This window comes from Alkalihalophilus sp. As8PL, assembly GCF_040939795.1.
Taxonomy (GTDB): Bacteria; Bacillota; Bacilli; order Bacillales; family Bacillaceae_D; genus Alkalihalophilus; species Alkalihalophilus lindianensis.
The window spans coordinates 914,409-938,229 of the sequence record NZ_CP162551.1; the positions used below are offsets into that span (position 1 = coordinate 914,409).

The window sequence follows — 23,821 nt, forward strand, 5'->3', positions numbered from 1 at the left end:
GGCTTTTTAAATTATTCTATTCTTTTTTAACATGCAACACCCTATTTCGATAAAGGTACGCCGTTAAGATATTCCTCTATTACCCATTGATGACTCGGGTTATTTACTCTGCCTGGCTTCTTAGTAATATGAAGGTATTTTTGATTATTATTAGGTTGATGATTTTTTGTCAGATATCTTCCAATTAATTGCCTAGCTTCTTTTAATCCTCCTTGTTTCATTCCATGAACGGTATATAACAGTCTAGCTTCCCCATTAATGTATTCGGTTATTTGATAATCACCACTCCCTCTATCTCCACAAATCTCAAAATAATTAGTGTTATTTTCCATAACATGCCTCCTAGGCATAAGTAACTTAATCTTTAACTGAGCAAAAACCCAATAGATTCCTATTTATCAATTAGTAAATTAACTCTATGATATTAATTATCCGCTTTTACACCGACGCAGGTGGTATGACCCACTCCTTTAATTTACTAGTATATTACATAGAAAAGCCAGTGCTTGGTATGAACCGAGCACTGGCTTTTGACATGTCTCACTATGCAGGTACTTAAGTATCCTTAAAGGGCACTAGTTATTAAACAACTAGTGTTTTTCATTTCTTTCCCACATCCAATACCCTAATTTAGTTATCAAATATAAAGTGAAAATAAGAACCATCGTCCTTGAGATAACATAACCATCAATAGCTAATTCGTATCCCTTAGGAATGAGTAGCTCACTATTGAAACTCAAGAAAATTAATCCTATGACAGGTAGTACGACTTAGCAAATCTACGTTTAATGATAGGATCCACTTAAAACACCCTTCGCAACAAATTAAGTAGAAATAATTATAAATATTCATAAATCTTTATCTTTTATTGTCCCTTGAAGGTAAATTAATTTCAAGAACCATTTTATTTAGTTTCTTTCTTTCCACAATATATAGAGACGCTCAAATAACGAAAAACCTTTGTACTTCGTTTCTTCGAGTTCTCTGATCATTACAGCAAAAGGAGCACTGCTGTTTTGCCATTTCTTCCTTTCTCGTGAATAAATTACTTCAACTATAAATTTCCTGCGTATAACTGATCGAAATCTGTGACTTTCCACCAATCCCCTTCTTGCTGAAAGAACAGTTCTAATGTAATCTGGTTATCTTCTCTCTGATTATTGTAAAGATTGACTGTGGAACCAGTCATAATAATAAAGGCACTCTCTTGTTCGACAGAATGGTAAACTGTCATTTCGTCTATTCGATATTCCATTTAGTATTGAATTTGTCCTTCTATTGCCACTGTTCTACTTTTTTCGCTTCTTCCATTTCTTTCTTTGCTTGTTCTTTTGTTTTTCCATCTATATAGTAAGCTATTGCTGCTTTACCTACTGCATAAGTTCCCGAATAAGCTATTGTACTACTGATAGCAGATCCCGAACCTGGGATTAATACATTTAAAAATTTCGCGCCTTGCTGAGCTACAAATCTCAATCCTAATCCAAACAACGCTACTCCTCCTAACGAAAGAATAAATTCTCTCGCCATCTTACTATCTATCTTTTGGCCACTTAGATAAGCTATAAGAGTAACTTCAACTATCTGTATAGGTATTAGAACTACAATATCACTTGCTGGTATCGGAGTAATTGCCACACCTGCACTAGCTGTGGAAAAGACTTTGACAAACTTGTTAGCGATTTTCTTAATGGCTATATCAAGCTTGTTGTTCAACATTAAATATACTGCGGCACGAAAGTCAATATTTTCTTCTAAAAAATGAACTAGCTTATCAATATTGTATCTTCCATCAAACTCAATCACTAGTTCCGCCCGTTCTTCTGGAGACAAAGATTCTGGGTCTTCGTGATTCCATTCAACATATGAAGAAACTGGAACTATAAAAGTATCTGATAATCCTACTTCTTCTAATACTTGACTAACCTGTTGCTCTTTTATCATAATGTTATCTTTTTTCTTTTGAGTATATCGTGTTGGTTCCTTAATTCTCGATGGCTCTATATCATCTATTCGAGTAATAACTGTCATTAAAGGGACAGTTATATCTAGACTACTATAGACTTCTTTAAGATACATAGCATCTTCTTTTAAAGTAGATCTATCAGCTCCATTGGTTAATAATAAAAAGGCATCTGGATCAAATTCTTCAATTACATTTTTTAAATCTTCTTCAGCAGTACTTGATAATGCCTTTAAATTTTCTTTGATTCCTCTAGTATCAATAATTTCAAATATTACTTCACCATTCTTTTTATATTGAAATACTTGAGAATCTTTAGTACCAACCTCTATAGCACTAGTTTCCGCTAGATATGAACCAAATATGGCATTAATAAGGCTGCTTTTTCCTACACCTGTGCGCCCCATTATAACTAATCTAGGTGGTCTTCTTTCTTTAATCCCTTCCATAATACTTGTAATTTCATCGGATTTTAAAGCGTTAATCACTAAATCTTTCGCTATTTTTGGAATAACAAAATCTAACTCATTAATTAATTCTTCAACAGAGTCCATCGTATCTGTAATTTGTTGCAACCTTTTGTCTAAAACCTCTTTGCTATTCATAACTCCACCTCCATTTTTCATACCTAATTCATATTGCACTATAAAACTCACAAGTATTCAAAATAGATTTTTATTTTAATAGGTGAATCTAATTTAGACGTAATGGTAAAGGGAAAATTACCCACTTATATAATATCATTATAGACTCTTTAAATATAATTAAATGTACTTCAATTACTTTTATCCATATTTAAAAAAAGCCAACAAAAGATTGGTAATGAAGCCAGAGAACCATATAATGATGACTCTCCCAATTTCAAAGATTTTAAACCTCATTTATTTATGTACGGTTCATCCTATTTAATATCATATAAATAGTACCTGGCACTACCCGTATAAAAAACGCAAGACCCTCTCCAAAGGCTCCTGCGTTTTCTTATGGCATTTCTTCACCTCATGTCCGCTTACTTATACCTTGCTTACCAATAATCCATCCCTCAATCTAATATGCCCATTAGATATTCCTTCACATCTGACTGCTCTATAATTTTTACTGTTTCCTCTTGTTCTTTGAAAGTAAGAATTGGTGTTTGGATCTCCTTTAGACGCTCTATTTCTGCCATTTTAATTTCCTTAACGAAGACAAATTGCTCTTGTTTCTTAAAGTCATGCTTCTCAACATCTTCATAATCTGAACTGAAAAGTAAGAAAGTATTTTGATCTACTTGTCTTTTGGTTATCGGTGAATATACTTCAAACCATTTATTTTGATAATAGACAAAGTGTTTAACTGTATATGCGTTATCCATTTCCTCTAAAGAAATATGTTTGATAAATATATTTGGGTAGACCTCTCCGTCTTCATCTACATACTCTCTAAAACCTTCTACCTTTACGCGGCTTTTAAGGAAATACTCGTTATCATTCATAACTAGAGGGAAATGTTCCCCTTGATAGACAGCAATTTTTTTCATAATCTTTAATTCCCCTTCCAGTTTTGAGTTATTTCGTTATATTTAAAATTCAGGAAAACATCTCCTGTTTTAGCATCTCTCACACTTAAAATATCCCCATTAATAAATTGCCTGTTGGATTGGTAGTATTCTGGGAGTACTAAATTTCTACTTCCAGTAAAACCTCTTCCTGTATATGGGTAAGAATCTGGAGTGGGAGTATTTCGAGGTATGGATACACCCTCTGGTTCCATTAATTTATACTCAATTACTCCATAAAACCTGTCTGGTGAGCCAGTTGACTCTGAAATGCCATCCACCCCTCTTGTCGTTTTAAATTTTGTATTATTGTAATCTAGTCTTGCTCCTTCATAATTATCTTTGAGAGTCTTTATATTTACTGAATGTTCTTTGACAGCAGTAAACCCCCTTACTCCACTATAATTTGGATTATAAAGATAATTATAAATATCACGTTGTGGGATTACTTTAGCCATTGGAGTATTTTTAGACGGTATGCCTATCTGCTCTCTAACAGAATCTACTATTCTTCTTTCAGAACTTGTTAAGACTCTATCTGGATGCAGTAACTGCAAAAATTCATCAACCGTATGACCGTTTTGAGTAATGACTTTCTGAATACTTTCACTTGTCTTAGTCTGATTAATACTATTAGTTTTTACCTCTTTCCTCGATGAACTTACTTTTTGGACTGGAGGCGTAGTTGGTGAATTTCTTAACCCGTTTCCCAGAACTCCTCCACCTAATAAAGATGCAAGTCCTATGCTATTAAGCCAGTGTTCTGCTGAGTAAGCATCATTTGGATTCACTGATTGCTCTGCCATACCTGTTACTCCAGAAGAGGTCCAATTTAAGACAGAGGACATAGATGGGTTATCTTTCATATCATTATAGCGATCTTGATACCCACTCCAGACACCATCAACTAACCCTAATGACAAATAATTCCCAAAATCAGTAAAGGAATCCCACTTCTTTTCGCTTCTATCTTTCATTCCGCCCCAAGCCATAGAACCTATCTCTTTAAAACTATCTCTAGACTTTGCAATAGGATTTTTTGTTTCTTCCTCACTTTCTGCTCGGAAGTTATTTAATCTTTTACAAGATGGATTGGTCCAATCGTTAAATTGTATTACTTGGTGCCAATCCACATATAAAGGTAAGGCGTTATTCGGAAAGCTATAGGAGCCAAATAGCAGGTTCTCGTTCTTTTTTTGTGTAAGCTTAGAAGTTAATAGGATGTGCGTTGATTGATTAGAGAGTTGAGTAAGAGTGAAAGCAGAAATTGAATTCTTACTCCCTTGAAACATTACTGTTATATCGTTTATGTAGCTCATCATAAGCTCAATATCCAACTCTAATGGTTCTAACACATGCGACTGCTCATAATCAAACTGATGCAGCTGCTCAATCGTTTGATCTTTTTCTTGCTTGGCTTTTTGTACATATTGCCTGACTTCATCGTCTTGCAGCGGTTTGAGGTAGACGATGTCTTGTACCTTTTGCATCGTCGCATTTGTTTGCGTGGTGAGTGCGGTTGTAACGAGCTCAACCTGCTGTAAGCCGTTTTCGACATCTTGTTCAAGGAAGCTTCCTTGAATTCTTCCATTTGATGCTGGTTCAAGTGCTTGCAAAGAGGACTTCATTTGCATAAGCAGCTGTTCGTATTGTGCGAGCGTCCCGGTTAAGTATTGGATAAACGGGAGGTGGCATTCTTGATAGAAACGACGAATGGCCTTCCCTCCCTCTCCTTTTAAGGAGTCACTTAAACGGACAATACCCATTACGGCCGTTTCAATGTGTTTAAGCTGTTCTATCTTTGTTTTCATTTCATCTATTCCATTATGTAAGCTAGACACGTCTAATGTTTTCATACATCACCTCTATTAAGCCAAGAAGGAATACTTTACCTATTATCTTAGTACATTCGATATCTGGATAAAATAGGAATATATGAGGATGTTAGTAGAGATGAGTTGTTGTCTTATATAAAAACACAGGACCCTCTCTCAAAGGATCCTGCGGGTTATTATGTCATTTCTCCTTACGATCCAAACCTCCTCGTATTATCTACCTTATTCCGATAGAGCTTCTGTCTGCTCGCCTTTCGCATTTCGTCTTTTTGCTCTAGTCTCATCAGAACATTTTCGGCTAGGCTGTAGACTTTTCTGAGGTTATCGATGTCTTCGATGAAGATTGGGCGCATGTGGCAGATATGGTTTCGGGTTATTTTGGTATGTGTGAAGTGGCGGATCTGGTCTTGGTTGAGTGGGATGAGATTGTTTAGGATGATGATGTTAACTAGGTTCGAGTACGTTGGGTCTTGCTTGATTTGCAGTGGCAGGGTTAGGTTGATGATTTTTTTCAGGGTGTGTTCAAGGTCGTATAGTAGCTCGTAGGCACGGACTGAGTGTTCCTTTTGTGGTTTCATTTTTAGTTCATCCTTTCAAGATTCGTTCTAATTCGATTTTTTTGGCTGCATGTAAGTGCTGTTGAATTTGCTCGATGAGGTTGTCTTGTTGTTGGTAGGCTCCGACCTGCTTGCCATCAATTCGTAGGCGGTAGGTGGGTGTTTCTGTGTTGGGTTTGGTGTTGGTTTCTGTGGTTGATGTTGTGTTGGGCTTAAGAGCTGGTAAGTGTAGGGCTTTTTGTAGGCCGATGAGATGTCCTTGGGTGATGGCATGAATGACGTTGGTGTCTTTTAGTTGTTTCGCATCTTGGGTGTGGTCTAGGAAGAGGTTCTCGGTTAGGATCGCTGGCATCTTGGTGAGACGGAGGACGGCAAAGTTGGCTTTCTTTTGTCCTCGATCCATGCATGCTAATTGGTTTTTAATTTGTGGATGGAGGATGTTTTGAATGTCCTGTGTGGCCTTGCCAGCGTTTGGATGAATAAAGGTTTCAAACCCAGTCCCTCCTCCTGCGTTGATGTGAATCGAGACGAAGCAATCTGCGCCCCACGTGTTTGCGAGTCGGGCCCGTTCTTCGAGGGTGAGGAAGATATCCCGATCTCTGGTGAGTCTTACTTCGACGTCATGATGATTCAGTAAAGCTGTTCGCAAGTTGCGGGCAATTGTTAAGGCGAGTTCTTTTTCGACCAATCCATTCGCCACCGCCCCTGGGTCTCTCCCGCCGTGTCCTGGGTCAATCATGATTTTCGTTTTACTCATCTTCATCACTTCCTCTTCCTTGGGTGAACTGGCTTAGGCGGTGGTCTGGACCAGTCATCGTGATGACTTTCGTATGCTGCATCATCCGCGAGAAGTTTCGTGCCCCAACTTTCTCTTGTAGAGCTTCCCCCCCTAAATTGGTCGTGTAAATCGTATGCTTGCCAATTCGGCCCTCAACGATTTCAAAGAGCTTCGAGATTGACCAGCTGCCAGCCTTCTCACTGCCTTGCTCGGCTCCGAGATCATCGAGCACAAGACAATCGGCTTCTTCTAGGAGCTGTAAGTAGCTATCCTCTGAGAATTCACTGTTTTTATTGTAGGTTGCTTTTAGTTTGGTTAGGAGTTTGGGAACAGAAATGAAAATGGAAGTGTAGCCCTCATCAATCAATGGTTTGAGGGTAGCCGCAGCTAAGTGGGATTTACCAATACCGTATGTGCCAGTAAGAAGTAGATTTCGAGGCTTGTCTTTTGTAAAGGTTTCGCTATAGTGCTTTGTCGCATCCATCGCCGTCTTTTGGCTTTCAGTACTTGGCGTATAGGTCTCAAAGCTTGCTTCAAAGAGATCGGGGTTCATCAGACTTTCGCGGTCGAATAGATTATAGATTCGCTTTCGTTCAAGCACTTTCCTTCTTTTGATTACATCATTTGCAATTCTTATATCTTCACAGCGGCAGCCATAGGTTAATTCTTGTTCACTCCCCTTCTCAGGTCCAAATGGAATGATCACACGACGGACGGTAATTTTCTCATGGCATCCTTGGCAATTAGAGATCTTAACTATATTAGAATCCGAAATCATAGCTTGAATAGTCGGTGGTAGATGCGCGCTTAGCGTTTTCATGGGCTTGTTCTCCTTTTTTCTTCATGTGGTAGGCTGCTACTTTTTGTTTTCTTCTCTCTTGCTCTGCTTTCACGTCGGCTAGGGTTTGAATGCCTTTTGAACTCCAGTCTTGGAGGATCTTCATCACGTAGCTCCACGTTCTCACATTTTGCATTAAAGAAATTTTCATCGCTTCAATGATCACTGCTTCTGGCTCTCTAAAGGTATGGTCGATGATCCAGGCATTGATCGATTCGGAGATAAACGGTGAAAGCATACCGAATCCATTTTCCTCATAAAAACGAAATGGGTTATTGTGTTTATTTATATCTTTATTTATTTCTTTATTAAGTTCTTTAACTAATAGGGAACGGTTGTCTGTAGAGTTGTACGTAGAATTGACTGTAGCCTTGTCTGCGTTGTAGTAACGGTTGACTGCTGTTTTGTGTGAATGAGGTTCAGTCAACGGAGTTAAACAATAAATCGCGGCCTGCCTTCCTTTCCTACTTTCATAGGTGAGATAGCCTTTTTCCACCAGCTCTTTTCTCACTAAGAAAAAATGGCGTTCGGTAATACCCGCTTTTAATGTCACGACTGTTACAGCCACTGTAAAGGGATTCTTCCACCCTGCTTTTTTGTACACCTGCATCAACGCATGCCAAACGGCAATTCCAGCTGGGCTAAGCGGCTTGGTTTCTAATTGATCATAAAATGCATTCAGTTGTTGTTCGTAATTCATCGAAATCCTCCTAGATTGGTTGGTTGGAATTTAGTGTGGTAGTTGTGGGAGTAGGGAGTCTGGTTGGTGCGAACGGTGAGTTAGTTTTAAGATGCAGTAAGACGTGCGTTGAATTTGGCGCTCAAAGGCCGGGTATGAAATAGAAATCTTCAGTTGCGTGGCGTTTCGAAAGGTAATGAGTGTATGCGTAGATGAATTTGGATCTGGGGTAAACGAACGGATATGGTGATAAAACATCCAGGAGCATTCAAGTCTTTCTGGCGAGTGAGTGGGAAAGGTATAGATATGGTTAATCGGATCAATGGGAATCGGAACTTTCTTTTGGGCACGAGTGATCTCGCTTATCGCAATCCTTCTTCCATTATAGGTGGAGCCTCCTTCAATGCATGCTCGTTTAATCATCGACATGCTAGACTCTTTGATGAATAAGGTCTCATCGCCTTCTAAGACAATCGTGTCATAATCGGTATGAAGTGCTGGCTGAATCGCAATCGTATGGCGGTTAATATCATAATGCGAGAGAATCGTAGGGTTCAATGAGGCACGCTCCTTTGTGGATATAATAGTGGGATGATGAGCTGTTGGTACGAAGTCGATACAGCAGAAGGGATGGGTCGGGAGAATAGATGAGGTGATCTATTCTCGATTTTCGTCTAATTTTTCTCTGATACTAGGATACACATCTTTAACTGCCTCTTTTAAGAGGATGGTAGGATCATCTAGATTTAGACCTGCAGCTAGGTTCATCAGCTTTTGAGTGGAAATGTTTCGTTTACCGTTCTCAATTTCACTGATGTAGGATACTTCAGTATCAGAGTAACCAGCAAGCTGTTCAATCGTCAGCCCAAGCCGATTTCTTTTTGTTCGAATGGTGATGCCAATAGCAATATCTAGTGGGTCTTTTCCTGGTTCTTTCAACAGAGTGGCTCCTTTTTTGACCATTATCTGTTTGAGAGAAAGGATCCACCATAGACGATAGCAGAACTTTTACCTAATAATTGGAAATTCAATCGTAAATATTTTGCTTTTCTAGATTGTCGGGACGGCTTCACTCAATGCCTATCGAACGGTTGGAAGCGATAGATGCTATGACCATTGCCACCTTCTTTACGAATCGTGTGATGGATCTCAATGATGGCTAGCTTCTGAGCTTTCCTTAGCATCCGTTCAAAGGTCGATCTGGAAATCCCTCCTTTTCGGTTATGCGTGGCTTGCACCATTTTACAAATTAGCGCATCCGATACACCATGATTTTTGCTGCTTGAGCGAATCAATTGATCCAGTGCGATGCGCTCGCCCTTTGTGAATTGTTCATAAGAAAATGCTAGATGCATCTGTACGGCTTTTTGAAACGCCTCTTCTGTGTAGAAATGCGCCTTCATGTCGCTTGCCTCCTCTCATTTGATAGGCATAGCGTACCGCACAGTGAGAGAAAGGACATCTTGGCAAAAAGACAAAATGAAGGGGTGCAAGCAGATCAAAATCTCATTTTGTCCTAGAGCAAAATAAGATTTTGATGGATGTGGAGGGGGTCGTTTTGAAGATATGGGTGGAATTGAAATTTTAGTAGAGCCTTTATGAAACCATTTTACTAATTTCCTCAAAATAAAGTCAGCTACCATGGCTTAGAAGGGCAGCAGTGGAAATCACGAGGGATTCTATGAATGAATGGCATGTACCCAAGCAGAGTTTCTCTTTTTACATATAGTAATCTTGTAAGTGACTTTCAAATAAAAGGAGGAAAAAACAATGTGGAACAATAACTATTGTCGATATTCGGATTCTTATGGTTATGGAGGAGATAAAAAGGGGTGCAATTGCGATACCTTTTTTAAAGATGTCTCACGCGGTGATGAAGTAAAGGTGTTTCTAAAAGGCGGCGGGTTTGTATTGGGTGAGTTTGTTGATACTCGTGGCGATTTAGTTTTTCTAGCAAGAGCTGAATGTCATGATCATAACCACCATCCTCACAAGCGCTGTGATAGAAAAGATAGAGTAAAGATTATCAAAATCTGTTGTGACGATATCGTTGCAGTAGAAGTATAATCGTCGCCTAAGAATGATAGGTAGTAGTGTTTTGTTGGCACCAACCAGGAGGCAAATTGCTCCTATCTAACTACCATCATTCCTCTCTTGTTTTATATCCTAACGATTGAAAAGCCCCTCTTGAAAAAGAGGGGCTTTTCAACATTTGATATAAAAAACTTGTATGTACGTGGTTACAAAGCAGTGCAATAACTCTAGTACCAACCAGCCCATTGGCAAGAGGACCATGGAATGTTTGTAGGATTGAAGTAGAATCAACTGGCCACGTTCATCCTTTGCCCCTTCGCTTCTACTATCTATCTACTGAAAAAAAAAGACAGCCAAACCATTTGGTTGGCCGTCTTTTGTATTATATTTTTAATGAAACCTAGAGGTGCTTTTTTCAACTCTGCTTCACACTTAAGATGGTCACTGTCACCAAGATGATCCCCATACCTCCAAGCTGGGTCATTGTAAGCAGTTCACTTAGAATCATAAATCCAAAAAGGGACGCAGTGACCGGTTCCACCATGGCAACGATCGAAGCTGAAGTCGGTGATGTTCGTTTTAAACCAACTACATACAAGAAGAATGACAAGCCTGCTCCGAAAATGCCTAAAAGGATCATCCAGAATAAGTCAGGTGAGTTAAAAACGGAAACGGCTTCACCGTGGTCAATGAAAAGCAGCGTTATGATCGTAAAGGCTAGGAATGCAATCGTTAAAATGCCCTGCGGCTGCCCATGGCGGGATGCATATTTAAAACCAAAAATGAACAATGCATACGATAATCCCGCACCTAAGCCTGTAACAAGCCCAAGTATCGTGATGCCATCAGAGCCAATGCTGTAAACCTCTGTCAGCAATACCACTCCAAGCATCACAAAAGCAATAGCCAGCCATTTAAATAATGACGCCTGTTCAAGACGGAATATAAAAGAGATAAGGAGAACAAAAATGGGCGCAGTATACATCAATGTTGCTGCTACGGCAATACTGCCCTCTGAGATACTGATAAAGTAAAAAACAAAATTCCCTGCTACTCCAATACCTGCAACAATAGACCATAATAGTAGCGGCTTATTCCACCGGGTCGGCTGGAACAAGAACCAAATAAGAATACATACAAACCCCACTGCTCCCCTGTAAAAGGAGATGACCAGGGGATCCCAACCTTTATCCATTAAGAAGCCGCCTAGTCCTCCGGCAAGGCCCCATAAAATTGCTGCTAAAATGACTAATCCTAACCCACCAAAACGCATATACTTACCTCCACATATCCATTTAACATCTGTAAAGAGAACTATACCCTTAGGAAAGGTTTTATAACTTCATTTTGGACATGATTTACCCGAAAGACGTTACTTTGGAAAAAACATACTGGGAATCCCACTTCATTTTGGTAAAGAACCTTCTTCTAACTATCAATCGTACTCCAATCTTCTAAAGATAGTTGGCTAACCACTTCATAACCGTTTCCTTGGCCTTTGGGTCTTAAAATAACTGTCCCCATATTTGGTATTTGACCTAAACCAATTCCTTCTGCAAAACTGTGAGCAACAATGACCTGATTTCTTCCCTCTTCTGGTATTCTTTCTAACAATGAATGTAGATTATTCAAAATCCTTATTTTATCACCACTAGGTAAATTTCCACTCAATCTATATACCTCAACCCAAAGAGGATTAACTTCAACATTACAACTTCCGAACGCTAAATGTGCTGTTTCTCTTGTTCTACAAAAAGGACTTGCGGAAACAGGGTATTTAATCGGTATTTGTAAGTATCGAAGATTTTCTCCATAGTAAATAGCCTGCCTACGTCCCTTTTCAGAAAGATTTCTTTGGGTTAAACAGTATTGAAAGTTTAAATAGGGTAAATCTCTTCCAACAGTCGCTTCCCCGTGCCTTGCATAGAGTATAAATCCTCCTTTTCTAAGGCAATGAAGTAAGCAGCTATTCAAAGCATTTCCTCCTCCCATGTAAACATTTTAGGTTACTACCAATGTATGTTTTTTAACATAGGTTATTAACCATAAAAAACAAACAGGAATAATTAAAACCTTTTCCCGTTTGGTTGGGAGTGTCAGCGACTGCTTGGCTTTTTCTCGTTAAAAGGGAGCTTTGTCTCTCACTATATAATTGTATTTTTTATTACGATCACATCACAAAAAAAGCATCAGAGGTTTATTACTCTGATACTTAATAGCTCTATTCAATTTCCGTCTTCCATTTTGGGCTTCCTGAACCGTTCCTCCCTATTTCTTTCTTGGCAATATAGGAATGGAAGAAAAATTCAAATACACCCATAACAGCAGCGGCAACAATAGCTGTTATGGCCATGGCTCCAATTGAATAACCATATGCTATACCCATCAGCCAAATAACAATAAAAGCCAATCCCCCGTCTGATGCGGTGGCAATCTTATTATTCGTTTTAGGCAAAATGATTAAGTCCCCTGCTATATAAGACCCTATACTTAACACAAGGGTAATGAACAGGACATATTCAAACGCCATGCCAAGCCCTAGCCCTAGTACCACGTACAAGAGGACCAGTGTTGCTACACCTTTGATGAGTAACGTTTTGACATGTTCCATCTTTATCTCCTCCTTGTATTTTTTTGGCTTACTGTTCTTTACACTGAGAGAAGAATATTAAAACATTTTAATATAAATTGGTTCAAATGGTCCATTATGGAAAAAAAGAACCATCTAGTTATTACTGTATTTTATTTTCGACATTAATTCCGACTGCTTTTTTACATATGCAAAGATGGAACGTTCAGCATTAAAACTTACGTGGGATAAACAACCACCAAATTTCACATCCTATAGATAGCAGGAGGTGAGATCATCATGGCTAACCAACAAAACCAAAACCAAAATCAACAACAAAATCAACAACAAAACAACCAAAACCAGCAGCAAAATCAAGGCGTTGCTCAAAGCATTAAGAACACTGCGGGTTCTGCATTTGAAACCATGCACAATGCTCTAGAAGCAACAGAAAACATTGCAATGAGTGCTGTTGACGGAACAAAAAATGCAGTAACCAAAATGACTGGACAAAATAAGAACCATCAAAACAACAACCGTAATAACCAGTAAAGAACAGGAAGACGCCTATTACTGGCGTTTTCCTCCCTCTAGAAAAAGTGTCCTTCTATACATAATAGAGGTGAACTCATATGTCTTTAAAGCGAACAGGGCCAGTCACTGTTCGCTTTTTTTCATCATTAATAATGTACTAATTGCAGTTTTAATGATTTCATAACTTAATACAAGGCCACCCATCATGTGGCCTTCAACTTTTTCCAATATCTTACTCCACTTGCCGAATTATTGCTAAGTTTCGTCGAATTATTACTGAGTTTCGTTGAATTATTCGCTACCTTGTTCGAATCAGGCAAAAATTTGGTCGAATAAATACCCCTGCTACTATTTCACTTAAAAAGCCAGCTGTCCGCTCACCTCAGCTTGATTTTTTCCTTTTGCGGACATATGCCTGATCGAGCATCTTGTTATAGAAAGCCTACGCTCCGTTCTTTATTATATTTACATGGGTAACTCATACGGCTGCCAAAAAGAAGAGTGATCAAATCAATCAACAGCAATTAGATGAAAATGAAGGCAAGTGATCGGATGAAGAATAGACAGTTAAAAATGGCTCGCATTGAGCATGACCTCTCACAGGAGGATCTGGCTAAAAAAGTGGGCGTTACTAGACAAACAATCGGCCTCATTGAAGCCGGGAAATACAACCCCACGTTAAATTTGTGCCTTGCCATCTGTAAGACATTAGGTAAAACATTAGATGAATTGTTTTGGAAGGAATAAGATACCAATCATAAGAAGACACAACGAGCGATTACTAATTATGGTAGTCGCTCTTTCTTCTATAAATAATAGTTAGAATGGTAAGAAATTTCCGGTTGTTCTGTCAGTATGGCTTTGTTACGATAAGTAGGTTGAAAATTTTTTAGTTTAAAACAGTAAAGTAAAGAAGTAGGAGTTGAAAGGGTTGGAAACGCAAAACGAACAATGGTCGTCGAAGCTAGGATTTATTTATGCGACTGCAGGTACAGCAATTGGTTTAGGAGCGATTTGGAAATTCCCTTATGTAGCAGGAACGAGTGGTGGTGGCGCCTTTTTCTTATTATTTATTTTGTTTACTTTGTTAATTGGCTTGCCTCTATTAATAGGTGAATTTATCCTCGGTCGCCATACAGGAAAAGATGCGATCTCAACATATAAAGAGCTGGCTCCAAAATCAACGTGGGTAGCAACAGGTTGGATTGGTGTGATCACATGCTTCATTATTCTTACGTTTTATAGCGTAGTTGGTGGCTGGATTTTGATCTATTTGGCCAATGCCGTAACAGGACAACTATCTGGTTTAAGCGTCGATCAACTTGGGGATCAATTAGGAAATAGTATTGCCAATCCATATACGACATTGGCTGCACAATTGCTCTTTATTTTATTCACAGTGATTGTCGTTTCAAAAGGAATTCAAAAAGGAATTGAGCGAGCAAGTAAACTAATGATGCCTGCATTATTTGTTCTGCTACTCGTTATCGCCATCCGTTCTCTTACTCTAGATGGAGCGATGGAGGGTGTACAATTTTTATTGCTGCCTGATCTATCAAGCATCACATCAGAGACGATTTTATTTGCACTCGGTCAGGCTTTATTTGCTTTATCACTTGGGATCTCGATTATGGTTACGTACAGTTCCTACGTGCCAAAAACGCAGAGCTTGCCGCTAGCAGCAGGTTCCATTGGGATTATGAACATTTTTGTTGCTCTTTTAGCCGGGTTAATTATTTTTCCTGGAGTGTTTACATTTGGTCTTGAGCCAAGTGAAGGCCCGCAATTAATCTTTGTCGTCCTTCCAGCGATTTTTGAACAGATGCTGTTTGGGCAATTTTTATTAATCGCTTTTCTTGTGTTATTTTTATTCGCAGCACTTACGTCGGCCTTTTCACTATTAGAAATCATCGTTGCCTCACGAGTGAAAAAAGATTCGACCAAACGCGTAAAAGCAAGCTGGATCATAGGACTATCAGCATTTATATGCGGCATTCCTGCTTGTTTATCATTTGGAGTGATGGCAGATGTAGAGATCTTCGGTCGGACCTTCTTTGATGCAGCTGATCAATTAGCGAGTAATATCTTAATGCCTTTAGGGGCCCTATTAATTTCCCTGTTTGTTCCACTTAAACTGTCTAAAACGACACTATTTAATGAATTAAAACAAGGTTCCTCAGTCGGGTCTAAGCTGTTTATCGCTTGGTATTTCCTCTTAAAATATGTGACACCATTCGCAATCATCATCGTATTTCTTGATGCTATTGGCTTGTTCTCATTTTGGAGATAACGAATGGATAAATGACTAAAGAGAATGCAGCTCCTGCATTCTCTTTTTTGTGTTCAGCGAAACACGCCCTCTCCTACTTTCCTCACAAAAAATGATTGACAGCTTTCTCAGTTGGTTTTATAGTAATACTCATAAATGATATTGATAATTGTTTTCAGTTAGATGGAGGGATTGGAGGATACATACGATGAACCGCTTATATACAGATGATTTGAGTATTGGTTACGGTGAGAAATTGATTGTGAAAAACTTGAGTACAGAGATTCCTGATAAGAAGATCACAACGATTATTGGCCCGAACGGCTGCGGAAAATCGACGTTGTTAAAAGCGATTACGAGGGTGATCTCCTCACAATCTGGTAACGTCATTTTAGATGGCGAGAGTATTTTCACGAAAAATACGAAGGAGCTTGCCAAACAAATGGCTACGTTGCCACAAACTCCTGAAAGTGCAAGCGGTTTAACCGTTGCCGAGCTTGTGTCATATGGTCGCTTCCCTTATCAGAAAGGATTTGGACGCCTAACAAAAAAAGACATTGAGAAGATTGATTGGGCTCTAACTGTAACAGGGACAATGGACTATAAGTATCGTTCGGTCGATGCCTTATCCGGTGGTCAACGTCAACGCGTTTGGATTGCGATGGCTCTTGCTCAGGATACGGAGATCATTTTTCTTGATGAACCGACGACCTACCTTGATATGGCGCATCAGCTAGAAGTACTTGAGCTTTTGCAACAATTAAACAAAGAACAAAGCCGGACGATCGTGATGGTGCTTCATGACTTAAATCAAGCTGCTCGTTTTGCTGATCATATCCTCGCCCTAAAAGATGGTGAGATCGTTCAATCAGGTACATGTGAAGAAGTGATTCGAAATGACGTATTGCAAAAGGTGTTTGGCATTGATGCTCTTATCGGCCGAGATCCGATCACCAATAAACCAATGTGTGTGACATATAACTTAATCAGAGGAGAAACCAACCATGAAAAAAACAGTCATCATTCCGTTCCTTATGCTCTTAGTGCTAGTTATTAGTGCGTGCGGCAGTAACTCAGAGAAAACAGCAACAGCAGAGGAAGAACAAGCAGAAACCTTTACGTATGAATCAGAAAACGGTCCGATTGAAGTCCCAGCTGACCCACAGCGTGTCGTTGTGTTAGCCGCTTTTAATGCAGGAAGTGTCATGGCACTCGATGTAAATCTTGTCGGTGTCGATTCTTGGGCGAAAATGAACGAACGTTACGCGCCTTATATTGAAGATGCTGAGGAAGTAACAGATGAGAGCTTAGAGAAAATCATCGAGCTTGATCCAGACTTAATCATAGCTGCTCCAACAAGCAATAACCTTGATAAATTAGGTGAAATTGCCCCGACGGTTACGTATACGTATGGTGAATTGGATTACCTATCGCAGCATGTTGAAATCGGCAAGCTGTTAAATAAAGAAGAAGAAGCACAAGCTTGGGTCGATGATTTTAAAGAACGTGCTCAAGCAGCTGGCGAAGAAGTAAAAGAAAAAATTGGTAAAGATGCAACGGTTACTGTCATAGAGAACTTTGATAAACAACTTTATGTATTTGGCGATAACTGGGGACGTGGAACGGAAATTCTTTATCAAGAAATGAAGCTTGAAATGCCTGAGAAAGTAAAAGAAATGGCCTTAAATGAAGGCTACTACGCTTTATCGGTTGAGGTATTACCAGAATACGCAGGGGATTATCTGATTGTTAGTTCTGATGGAGGCGATACCTCTTATCAAGAAACAGAAACATACAAGAACATTCCTGCTGTAGCAAATGAGCGTGTTTTCACAGCGAATGCATCTGAGTTTTATTTCAACGATCCGATCACGCTAGACTTCCAATTAGACTTTTTCACAGAGAGTTTTCTAGGTAGCAACTAATACATTGGGAGGAATCTTCGTAGATTCCTCCTCTTACTTTATATAAGAAGAGATGAATGCCATGATACATACAAAACGATTGATGACATCTAAATTATTCCTATTTCTCCTTGCTACAGCGGGATTGATCGCGCTCTTTTTTTGTGCGATGGTGTTTGGAGCGGCTGAAGTAACGGTGCGTGAAGTGTGGACGGCACTCGTAACAAATGCAACTGGAGATCAGCTGTCGATGCTGCGTGAGATCCGCTTCCCTCGTGCGATTGCTGCTATTTTTGTCGGGGCAGCACTTGCCGTATCTGGTGCGATCATTCAAGGATTAACACGGAATCCGTTAGCAGATCCAGGACTGCTTGGCATTACAGCTGGTGCTAACCTTGCTCTTGCGATTACAATTGCCTTTATTCCTGCTGCTAACTACTTTGGGCTGATGATTGCCTGTTTTATCGGAGCCGCTGTAGGAACGGTTATGGTGCTTACGATTGGGGCTGCGCGAAAAGGTGGCTTCTCTCCTTTCCGGATTGTCTTAGCTGGTGCTGCAGTCACCGCCTTTTTAGCAGCAATTGCTGAAGGAATCGGGATCTACTTTAAAATTTCAAAGGACGTTTCAATGTGGACGGCTGGCGGATTAATTGGTACCTCTTGGGGCCAGCTTCAAATCGTGATCCCCTTTATTATAGTCGGAACCTTAGTTGCGATCTTCTTATCGAAACAACTCACAATCCTTAGCTTAAGTGAAGAAGTTGCAGTGGGGCTTGGTCAGCATACGACGAAAATTAAAGTGATACTGTTTCTAGTTATCATTGTTCTAGCAGGTGCAGCTGTTGCTCTCGTTGGAAATATGGCGTTCATTGGCTTAATGATTCCTCATATTGTGCGCGCGGTTGTTGGGACAGATTACCGGTATGTACTGCCGATGTCAGTGATTTTTGGTGCTGGATTTATGCTGCTAGCAGACTTAGTGGCCCGAACGATCAGTGCTCCCTATGAAACGCCAGTAGCAGCAATCGTGGCGATTATCGGACTACCATTTTTCCTCTTTATTGTACGAAAAGAAGGGAAGGCATTTGTATGATTCATCCTAGTCTTATTCGAAAACAACGACTCATCATGGCGATCTTGGCCGCTCTAATTGTGAGTACATTCGTGATCGGCGCTGGAATCGGTCCATCCCCTCTCTCGTATGATCGCATCCTCCCTACTCTATTTGGTCAAGGCGAATTTAAAGAGGAATTCATTTTATTTTCCGTCCGGTTGCCAAGGATGATTATCACCTTGCTTGCTGGAATGGCACTTGCCCTATCAGGTGCGATCTTACAAGGGATCACGCGAAATGATTTGGCTGATCCTGGTATCATCGGGATCAACTCAGGTGCAGGTGTTGGGGTGGCCATCTTTTATTTATTTTTCCCAGTAAGTGATGGCAGCTTTGTCTTCTTACTGCCAGTCGTCGCCTTTGTCGCAGCCCTACTCACAGCGATTGCGATATACCTATTTTCGTATAACCGCAAGACTGGGCTTGAGCCGGTTCGCCTAGTATTAACCGGAGTCGGATTTTCGATGGCTTTATCTGGTGTAATGATCTTGCTCATTTCATCGGTTGATCCATTTAAAGTTGATTTTATTGCGAGATGGCTTGCTGGAAATGTATGGGGTGCCGATTGGCCTTTTATTTGGGCGATTCTCCCTTGGTTGGTTGTGTTAATCCCGTTTACTCTCTATAAAGCAAACCGGCTGAACATCATGGGGCTTGGCGAACCAGCTGCCATTGGTATCGGTATTCGATTGGAGCGTGAACGCTTTGTGCTACTTTTAACGGCTGTCGCGCTTGCCTCCTCTGCGGTTTCGGTTACGGGCGGGATTGCGTTCATCGGGCTAATGGCTCCGCATATCGCAAAAGCGCTCGTTGGACCTCGCAATCAGCTCTTTATTCCAGTTGCCGTCCTCCTAGGCGGTTGGCTATTAATCGTAGCGGATACGGTCGGACGAAACCTAGTCGAGCCGAATGGGATTCCAACAGGGATTATGGTTGCCTTGATTGGCGCTCCTTACTTTATGTATTTATTAATGAAGAAATAAACGAAACAAAGAGGTTGGGACAAAAGTATTTTCCATATGGAAAATCAAACATTACTGATGCGATCTATAAATACCGCTCCTGAAATATACTTCGCTTTCCGCGGGAAGCTGGTGAGCCTCCTCGTGCTACGCACTGTGGGGTCTCACCTCTGCTTTTCATCCCGCAGGAGGTCTACGTATATTTCATCCGCTAATTTAGCGCTTCTTTCGTATCCTGAGTTAAACATCTTAGATATGTCCCAGCCTCTTCTTCTTATTATTGATGAACAAGCTCACGGTATTCTTTTAAAAGATGATCCCGTGCTTCGTTTGCACGCTTTTTCAGATTTTCTAAGTCTACATTAAGCAGTTTTCCATCCTTTTTAACTGCCTTACCTGCTACATAAACGGAATCAACATTGGCTGGATTTAAAAATTGAACCACTGTACCAGTAGGGTCATTGACTGGGAAGATGTTTAAATCGGATGTGCGGACCATAATGAGATCGGCTTGTTTTCCTGGCGTCAATGTGCCTACTTTATCTTCAAGCATAAGAGCCCGAGCGCCCTCAATTGTCGCAAACTCTAGCACATCCCGAGCTAAGAGGTGGAGGTCTGGTCCAGGCATGACTCCTTTGACAAGTTGCTGTTGATTGACTCTGGCCCGCTCCGCTTGAAGCGCAAATTTCATTTGGGCAAACAGGTCTCCACCTGTAGAGGTGACCACATCCACGCCAAGTGCCGGCCTGACGCCATTTTCAATCGCCAATCCTACTGCTGGGTAGCCGTGCCCCATCATCATCTCCACTTCAGGAGTGACCGAGATACTGCCGCCTTTTTCGGCTAATAGCCTCATTTCTTCTGGACTCACTGCATTGGCATGAACGAAATTTAAGTCACTGCCTAATAAATCGGCCTCGTTTAACTTTTCAATCGAACGAGCGGTTGAACCCCATGTCCCGAATCCAAGATGCATGCTACATACAGCATCTAATTCACGGGCTAACTTGATCTCCTTGACACTTGTCTCCCACGAGCTAAACTCTGGTCCTCTAATGGCTAGGCCCATCGTTAACAGTTGATCACGGGATGAAAAATGTCCCTCCTTGATCTTGCGTGCATCATCGGCATTATCAATCGTACTTTCTGCATTCCAATACTCGATATCACCAGGACAACCGTGCGCAAAAACGGCCCTGATTCCAGCATCATCCAAGCCTCTAATCATCTCTTCTGTATGATCAGGTGAGATAATCATCGACCAATCGAGCATCGTTGTGACCCCTGCATCTAGAGCTTCAAGCGCGCCTACCAAATTGGCAATATAATCATCTTGTGGACGGCGTAAGGATCCATATCCTCCATAATAGATTTTACTGAGGTAGGTTTGTAATGACCAATCTGCCCCTATATTGCGAATAACAGATTCCCATGTATGTCTGTGCGAATCAACCAACCCTGGCATCACGATCATACCCGCTGCATCAATGACTTCACAATCCTCTGCTTCTATAGTAGCCTTCACATCTACAATGGTCGAGCCTTCTATCAGAATATCCGCTTTTTCAAAGTTTCCAAGCTTCTTATCTAAAGTGAGTACGGTGCCGCCTTTAAAGAGTTTTCTCATATCCCATCAACCCCTTCTAAAGATCTTAACCTTACTCAATACCTTCTTCCATTACCAGTCAAACATGGAAATGATATAATTGATTTTATATTTTTTTCTAGATACTAAAACCCGCTATAAATAGTCACTGGTTGTCTCTTTTTTGATGAATAGACCTTATATATCGCCAAAAGCAGACCCATAAGAAGACCCCTACCATAAAGGTGATCCAAACCCAATTTACCTCGTCGTCGAATAAATTGTAGACAAGAGTAAAAAGTAGTAGCCCTCCTGTAAGCATTATAAGCAGGTTAAGAAGGCGTTTTTGAAATGAGCCATTCATTCACAGCTATCCTCCTTTATCCTTGACATTTTATGTGTTCTATTCCTGATATAGGTGGATTTAAACCTATCTTGAGTATTTAAATTTCCTGAGAAATAGAAAAACAAGATCCCACTGACCATACAGTGGGATCTTACCTTTCACCTCTTATATTTCTTTACTCGTGTCACCGTCATGCCATCGCCGATTGGAACGAGAATGGATTCTAATAGAGGATGATTCGCTACCGTGACATTAAATTGCTTCATAAACTCTGTATAATGTTTAGGTTTAGCAGCCTCATCCGCTACACTACCGCCTGCGAGGACATTATCCGCAATGATGATGGCACCGGGTTTTGCCAGCTTAATGCCATACTCTAGGTAATTCTCATAGTTTTCTTTATCTGCATCAATAAAGAAGAAGTCGAATGTCTGCTGATCATTATGAAGCTTTTCAAGACTTTCTAATGCTGGCCCAGTCAAATAAGAGACCTGATCACCAAAGCCAGCTTTTGTTAGGTTGCTGTGCGCCAACTTTGCATAGCTTTCCTCTAATTCAAGGGAGGTTAATTTCCCTTCACTCCCGAAACCTCTCGCGATCCATATACCGCTATAGCCCCCAAGAGCTCCAATCTCAAGGATATTCTTTGCCCCAGAAATCGAGATCAGCATGCTGAGAAACTTTCCAGAAGAAGGTGATACGGAAATTGACGGCATCCCGTTTTCCTCAATCGACGAAATCACTTCCTCCATAAGTTGATCCTTTTGATGAAAGACTGAATCTATGTATTGGTTAATTTGTTTCATGGCGGTTCATTCCTTTCTGTTCTCTAATTTAGATGCATCAGGTCAATTGATTCTATAAAGCCTTTAGCAAGTCCTTCTCCGAATATCTCTTTCCTTTTTTGGCATGCTATAGAAGATTAATAAAAAGGTGGGTGACTTAGATGTATTTTTACAGAGAAGATTTAATTAATATGATTGTACCAGATAAGCCAGATCCTCATGCTGCTAAGGTGCTGCAAGAAGCTCTTGGTGGTCAATTTGGAGAAATGAGAACGTTGATGCAGTTCTCTTTCCAAAGCGCGAATTTTAGAGGAAAAGCGAAACAATATCGCGACCTTATTAGAGGGGTATTTTTAGAAGAACTCAGTCATGTTGAACTTGTTCAATCGACTATTAATCAGCTTTTAAATGAATCTGGTGGTGATATGCCAGGCAATCAAGCCTCTGATGGTGCTCCATTAGATGATGTCATCCAAGCTGGCGCCAATCCACATCATTATATTATCGGAGCTAAGTCTTCTTTACCAGTTGATGCAGGCGGTAACCCGTGGAATGGTTCATGGGTTTATGACCATGGAAATTTAGTTGCCAATCTCCTAAACAATGTCGTTCTTGAGTCTACTGGTGTCCTTCAAAAATCAAGAATTTACGAAATGAGCGATAATAAAACACTAAGAGAAACCATTGCTTTCTTAATTGTACGGGATAATGCCCACCAGAATGCATTTGCCAAAGCATTAGAAACACTAGGTGTGGATTGGGGGAAACTATTTCCGATTCCGAATTATGATCTTAATAAATACCCTGAATGCCGTAAGTATGTCGATATGGGCTTCCATAATGCACAGTTCAACTTCCGCTTAGATGATACCCGTATGGGAGAGATTTTCCAAGGTACCACTCCAAGTAGAAATGGGGGCGAATTATCCGTCACAGCCCCACCAAAAGGCTATCCAGTTCCAGAAATGCCTGATATGCCTAATGAGCATGCCCCAGGTCTTAGTGATCTTAATAATTAATTTGATTACGCCCTTATTCTTTAAGGGCGTTTTGTAAAGAGACATCTATGTATACTTGAGCGTTTAAACCACGCCCAAGCTAGAAGCCTTAGTCGTCACAAACCACCGTACAATTACCGATCATCACAAATATCACAGTGGATGGTTTTTAATCCCTCACCATAGCAAACTAAGGTGCAAAATGGTCCTACACAAACTAATTCACAGTTATCTGGAATCTCTCTTATAGGGATTCTTTTTATTTTAGAGAGTGAACAGAGTGTTGATAGAGATGTGTGAATTTGGTTGGAATACCAGCACTTCTTTTTCTTTTTCTTCTTCTTTGACATTTCTCTCACCTCCTTATTACAAAATATTCAATAAGGGAGACAAGGGTATGGTCGTTTATGAGAGAAATCAAAAAATAGGGTACGATGTAGTTCCCTGATCACTTTAGATAGAGGAAATGACTAATTCCAGGAAGGAAGCAGTCCAAGGTTGATAAAACACAAGATAAAAAAAGACCAAACCTCA

At 40.3% G+C, this 23,821-nt stretch carries 27 protein-coding genes; 9 read left to right on the forward strand and 18 right to left on the reverse strand.

Annotated elements, in window-relative coordinates; genetic code table 11:
* Positions 1 to 41: 41 nt before the first annotated feature.
* The 12 genes from AB3N04_RS06195 to AB3N04_RS06250 all read right to left on the reverse strand — a co-directional run bounded on the left by AB3N04_RS06195 (position 42) and on the right by AB3N04_RS06250 (position 9,590).
* Positions 42 to 332, reverse strand: a complete 291-nt coding sequence (locus tag AB3N04_RS06195) for a hypothetical protein (protein ID WP_368505229.1) — start codon at positions 330 to 332, stop codon at positions 42 to 44.
* A 722-nt stretch (positions 333 to 1,054) separates the two neighbouring features.
* On the reverse strand, positions 1,055 to 1,255 hold the full coding sequence (locus tag AB3N04_RS06200) for a hypothetical protein (RefSeq protein ID WP_368505230.1): 201 nt from the start codon (positions 1,253 to 1,255) through the stop codon (positions 1,055 to 1,057).
* Between the two features lie 20 nt (positions 1,256 to 1,275).
* On the reverse strand, positions 1,276 to 2,568 hold the full coding sequence (locus AB3N04_RS06205; protein WP_368505231.1) for a GTPase: 1,293 nt from the start codon (positions 2,566 to 2,568) through the stop codon (positions 1,276 to 1,278).
* 437 nt (positions 2,569 to 3,005) lie between these two features.
* Positions 3,006 to 3,482, reverse strand: coding sequence for a hypothetical protein (locus AB3N04_RS06210; protein ID WP_368505232.1), 477 nt, complete (start codon positions 3,480 to 3,482; stop codon positions 3,006 to 3,008).
* 5 nt (positions 3,483 to 3,487) lie between these two features.
* A complete protein-coding gene (locus AB3N04_RS06215) occupies positions 3,488 to 5,356 on the reverse strand; it encodes an LXG domain-containing protein (protein WP_368505233.1) in 1,869 nt (622 codons plus the stop codon).
* Positions 5,357 to 5,526: 170 nt separating this feature from the next.
* Positions 5,527 to 5,913 (reverse strand): hypothetical protein, encoded by a 387-nt coding sequence (locus tag AB3N04_RS06220; RefSeq protein ID WP_368505234.1) that lies wholly within the window; start codon positions 5,911 to 5,913, stop codon positions 5,527 to 5,529.
* A 7-nt stretch (positions 5,914 to 5,920) separates the two neighbouring features.
* Positions 5,921 to 6,649 carry an N-acetylmuramoyl-L-alanine amidase gene (locus AB3N04_RS06225; RefSeq protein WP_368505235.1) on the reverse strand — a complete coding sequence of 243 codons (729 nt, stop codon included), beginning with the start codon at positions 6,647 to 6,649 and terminating at the stop codon, positions 5,921 to 5,923.
* Positions 6,642 to 7,490 (reverse strand): ATP-binding protein, encoded by an 849-nt coding sequence (locus AB3N04_RS06230; protein WP_368505236.1) that lies wholly within the window; start codon positions 7,488 to 7,490, stop codon positions 6,642 to 6,644. Before AB3N04_RS06230 ends, AB3N04_RS06225 begins: the two co-directional genes overlap by 8 nt.
* Positions 7,432 to 8,208, reverse strand: coding sequence for a DnaD domain-containing protein (locus AB3N04_RS06235; protein WP_368505237.1), 777 nt, complete (start codon positions 8,206 to 8,208; stop codon positions 7,432 to 7,434). Before AB3N04_RS06235 ends, AB3N04_RS06230 begins: the two co-directional genes overlap by 59 nt.
* A gap of 30 nt (positions 8,209 to 8,238) precedes the next feature.
* Positions 8,239 to 8,745, reverse strand: coding sequence for a competence protein ComK (locus AB3N04_RS06240; protein WP_368505238.1), 507 nt, complete (start codon positions 8,743 to 8,745; stop codon positions 8,239 to 8,241).
* A 99-nt stretch (positions 8,746 to 8,844) separates the two neighbouring features.
* The gene (locus tag AB3N04_RS06245; protein WP_368505239.1) at positions 8,845 to 9,126 is read right to left on the reverse strand and encodes a helix-turn-helix domain-containing protein; all 282 of its coding nucleotides are present in this window, start codon (positions 9,124 to 9,126) and stop codon (positions 8,845 to 8,847) included.
* A gap of 134 nt (positions 9,127 to 9,260) precedes the next feature.
* Positions 9,261 to 9,590 carry a hypothetical protein gene (locus tag AB3N04_RS06250; protein WP_368505240.1) on the reverse strand — a complete coding sequence of 110 codons (330 nt, stop codon included), beginning with the start codon at positions 9,588 to 9,590 and terminating at the stop codon, positions 9,261 to 9,263.
* 367 nt (positions 9,591 to 9,957) lie between these two features.
* On the opposite strand from AB3N04_RS06250, the gene AB3N04_RS06255 reads away from it, so the two are divergent.
* The gene (locus AB3N04_RS06255) at positions 9,958 to 10,254 is read left to right on the forward strand and encodes a hypothetical protein (RefSeq protein ID WP_368505241.1); all 297 of its coding nucleotides are present in this window, start codon (positions 9,958 to 9,960) and stop codon (positions 10,252 to 10,254) included.
* Between the two features lie 382 nt (positions 10,255 to 10,636).
* Here the strand turns inward: AB3N04_RS06255 and AB3N04_RS06260 are convergent, their stop codons facing one another.
* The 3 genes from AB3N04_RS06260 to AB3N04_RS06270 all read right to left on the reverse strand — a co-directional run bounded on the left by AB3N04_RS06260 (position 10,637) and on the right by AB3N04_RS06270 (position 12,832).
* A complete protein-coding gene (locus AB3N04_RS06260; protein WP_368505242.1) occupies positions 10,637 to 11,494 on the reverse strand; it encodes a DMT family transporter in 858 nt (285 codons plus the stop codon).
* Between the two features lie 155 nt (positions 11,495 to 11,649).
* Positions 11,650 to 12,195 carry a histidine phosphatase family protein gene (locus AB3N04_RS06265; RefSeq protein ID WP_368505243.1) on the reverse strand — a complete coding sequence of 182 codons (546 nt, stop codon included), beginning with the start codon at positions 12,193 to 12,195 and terminating at the stop codon, positions 11,650 to 11,652.
* A gap of 247 nt (positions 12,196 to 12,442) precedes the next feature.
* Positions 12,443 to 12,832 carry a DUF2512 family protein gene (locus tag AB3N04_RS06270; protein WP_368505244.1) on the reverse strand — a complete coding sequence of 130 codons (390 nt, stop codon included), beginning with the start codon at positions 12,830 to 12,832 and terminating at the stop codon, positions 12,443 to 12,445.
* A gap of 258 nt (positions 12,833 to 13,090) precedes the next feature.
* Between AB3N04_RS06270 and AB3N04_RS06275 the strand changes: the two genes are divergently transcribed.
* The 7 genes from AB3N04_RS06275 to AB3N04_RS06305 all read left to right on the forward strand — a co-directional run bounded on the left by AB3N04_RS06275 (position 13,091) and on the right by AB3N04_RS06305 (position 19,594).
* Complete coding sequence (locus tag AB3N04_RS06275; RefSeq protein WP_368505245.1) at positions 13,091 to 13,342, forward strand: hypothetical protein; 252 nt, start codon at positions 13,091 to 13,093, stop codon at positions 13,340 to 13,342.
* A 534-nt stretch (positions 13,343 to 13,876) separates the two neighbouring features.
* Entirely contained in the window at positions 13,877 to 14,071 is a 195-nt protein-coding gene (locus AB3N04_RS06280) for a helix-turn-helix transcriptional regulator (RefSeq protein WP_368505246.1), read from the forward strand.
* Positions 14,072 to 14,255: 184 nt separating this feature from the next.
* Complete coding sequence (locus AB3N04_RS06285) at positions 14,256 to 15,614, forward strand: sodium-dependent transporter (protein WP_368505247.1); 1,359 nt, start codon at positions 14,256 to 14,258, stop codon at positions 15,612 to 15,614.
* Positions 15,615 to 15,801: 187 nt separating this feature from the next.
* Entirely contained in the window at positions 15,802 to 16,650 is an 849-nt protein-coding gene (locus AB3N04_RS06290; protein ID WP_368505248.1) for an ABC transporter ATP-binding protein, read from the forward strand.
* A complete protein-coding gene (locus AB3N04_RS06295; protein ID WP_368505249.1) occupies positions 16,598 to 17,518 on the forward strand; it encodes an ABC transporter substrate-binding protein in 921 nt (306 codons plus the stop codon). The genes AB3N04_RS06290 and AB3N04_RS06295 overlap by 53 nt, the downstream gene beginning before the upstream one ends.
* A gap of 82 nt (positions 17,519 to 17,600) precedes the next feature.
* On the forward strand, positions 17,601 to 18,590 hold the full coding sequence (locus tag AB3N04_RS06300) for a FecCD family ABC transporter permease (RefSeq protein WP_368506004.1): 990 nt from the start codon (positions 17,601 to 17,603) through the stop codon (positions 18,588 to 18,590).
* Positions 18,587 to 19,594 carry a FecCD family ABC transporter permease gene (locus AB3N04_RS06305; RefSeq protein ID WP_368505250.1) on the forward strand — a complete coding sequence of 336 codons (1,008 nt, stop codon included), beginning with the start codon at positions 18,587 to 18,589 and terminating at the stop codon, positions 19,592 to 19,594. Before AB3N04_RS06300 ends, AB3N04_RS06305 begins: the two co-directional genes overlap by 4 nt.
* A 256-nt stretch (positions 19,595 to 19,850) precedes the next feature.
* Here AB3N04_RS06305 and AB3N04_RS06310 read toward each other — a convergent pair whose 3' ends face one another.
* Positions 19,851 to 21,200: an amidohydrolase family protein gene (locus tag AB3N04_RS06310; RefSeq protein WP_368505251.1), complete on the reverse strand. Its 1,350-nt coding sequence runs from the start codon at positions 21,198 to 21,200 to the stop codon at positions 19,851 to 19,853.
* A gap of 462 nt (positions 21,201 to 21,662) precedes the next feature.
* On the reverse strand, positions 21,663 to 22,310 hold the full coding sequence (locus AB3N04_RS06315; RefSeq protein ID WP_368505252.1) for an O-methyltransferase: 648 nt from the start codon (positions 22,308 to 22,310) through the stop codon (positions 21,663 to 21,665).
* 140 nt (positions 22,311 to 22,450) lie between these two features.
* Here AB3N04_RS06315 and AB3N04_RS06320 point away from each other — a divergent pair, with 140 nt between their 5' ends.
* On the forward strand, positions 22,451 to 23,308 hold the full coding sequence (locus AB3N04_RS06320; RefSeq protein WP_368505253.1) for a manganese catalase family protein: 858 nt from the start codon (positions 22,451 to 22,453) through the stop codon (positions 23,306 to 23,308).
* A 113-nt stretch (positions 23,309 to 23,421) separates the two neighbouring features.
* On the opposite strand, the gene AB3N04_RS06325 is transcribed toward AB3N04_RS06320, so the two are convergent.
* Entirely contained in the window at positions 23,422 to 23,637 is a 216-nt protein-coding gene (locus AB3N04_RS06325) for a hypothetical protein (RefSeq protein WP_368505254.1), read from the reverse strand.
* Between the last annotated feature and the right edge of the window lie 184 nt (positions 23,638 to 23,821).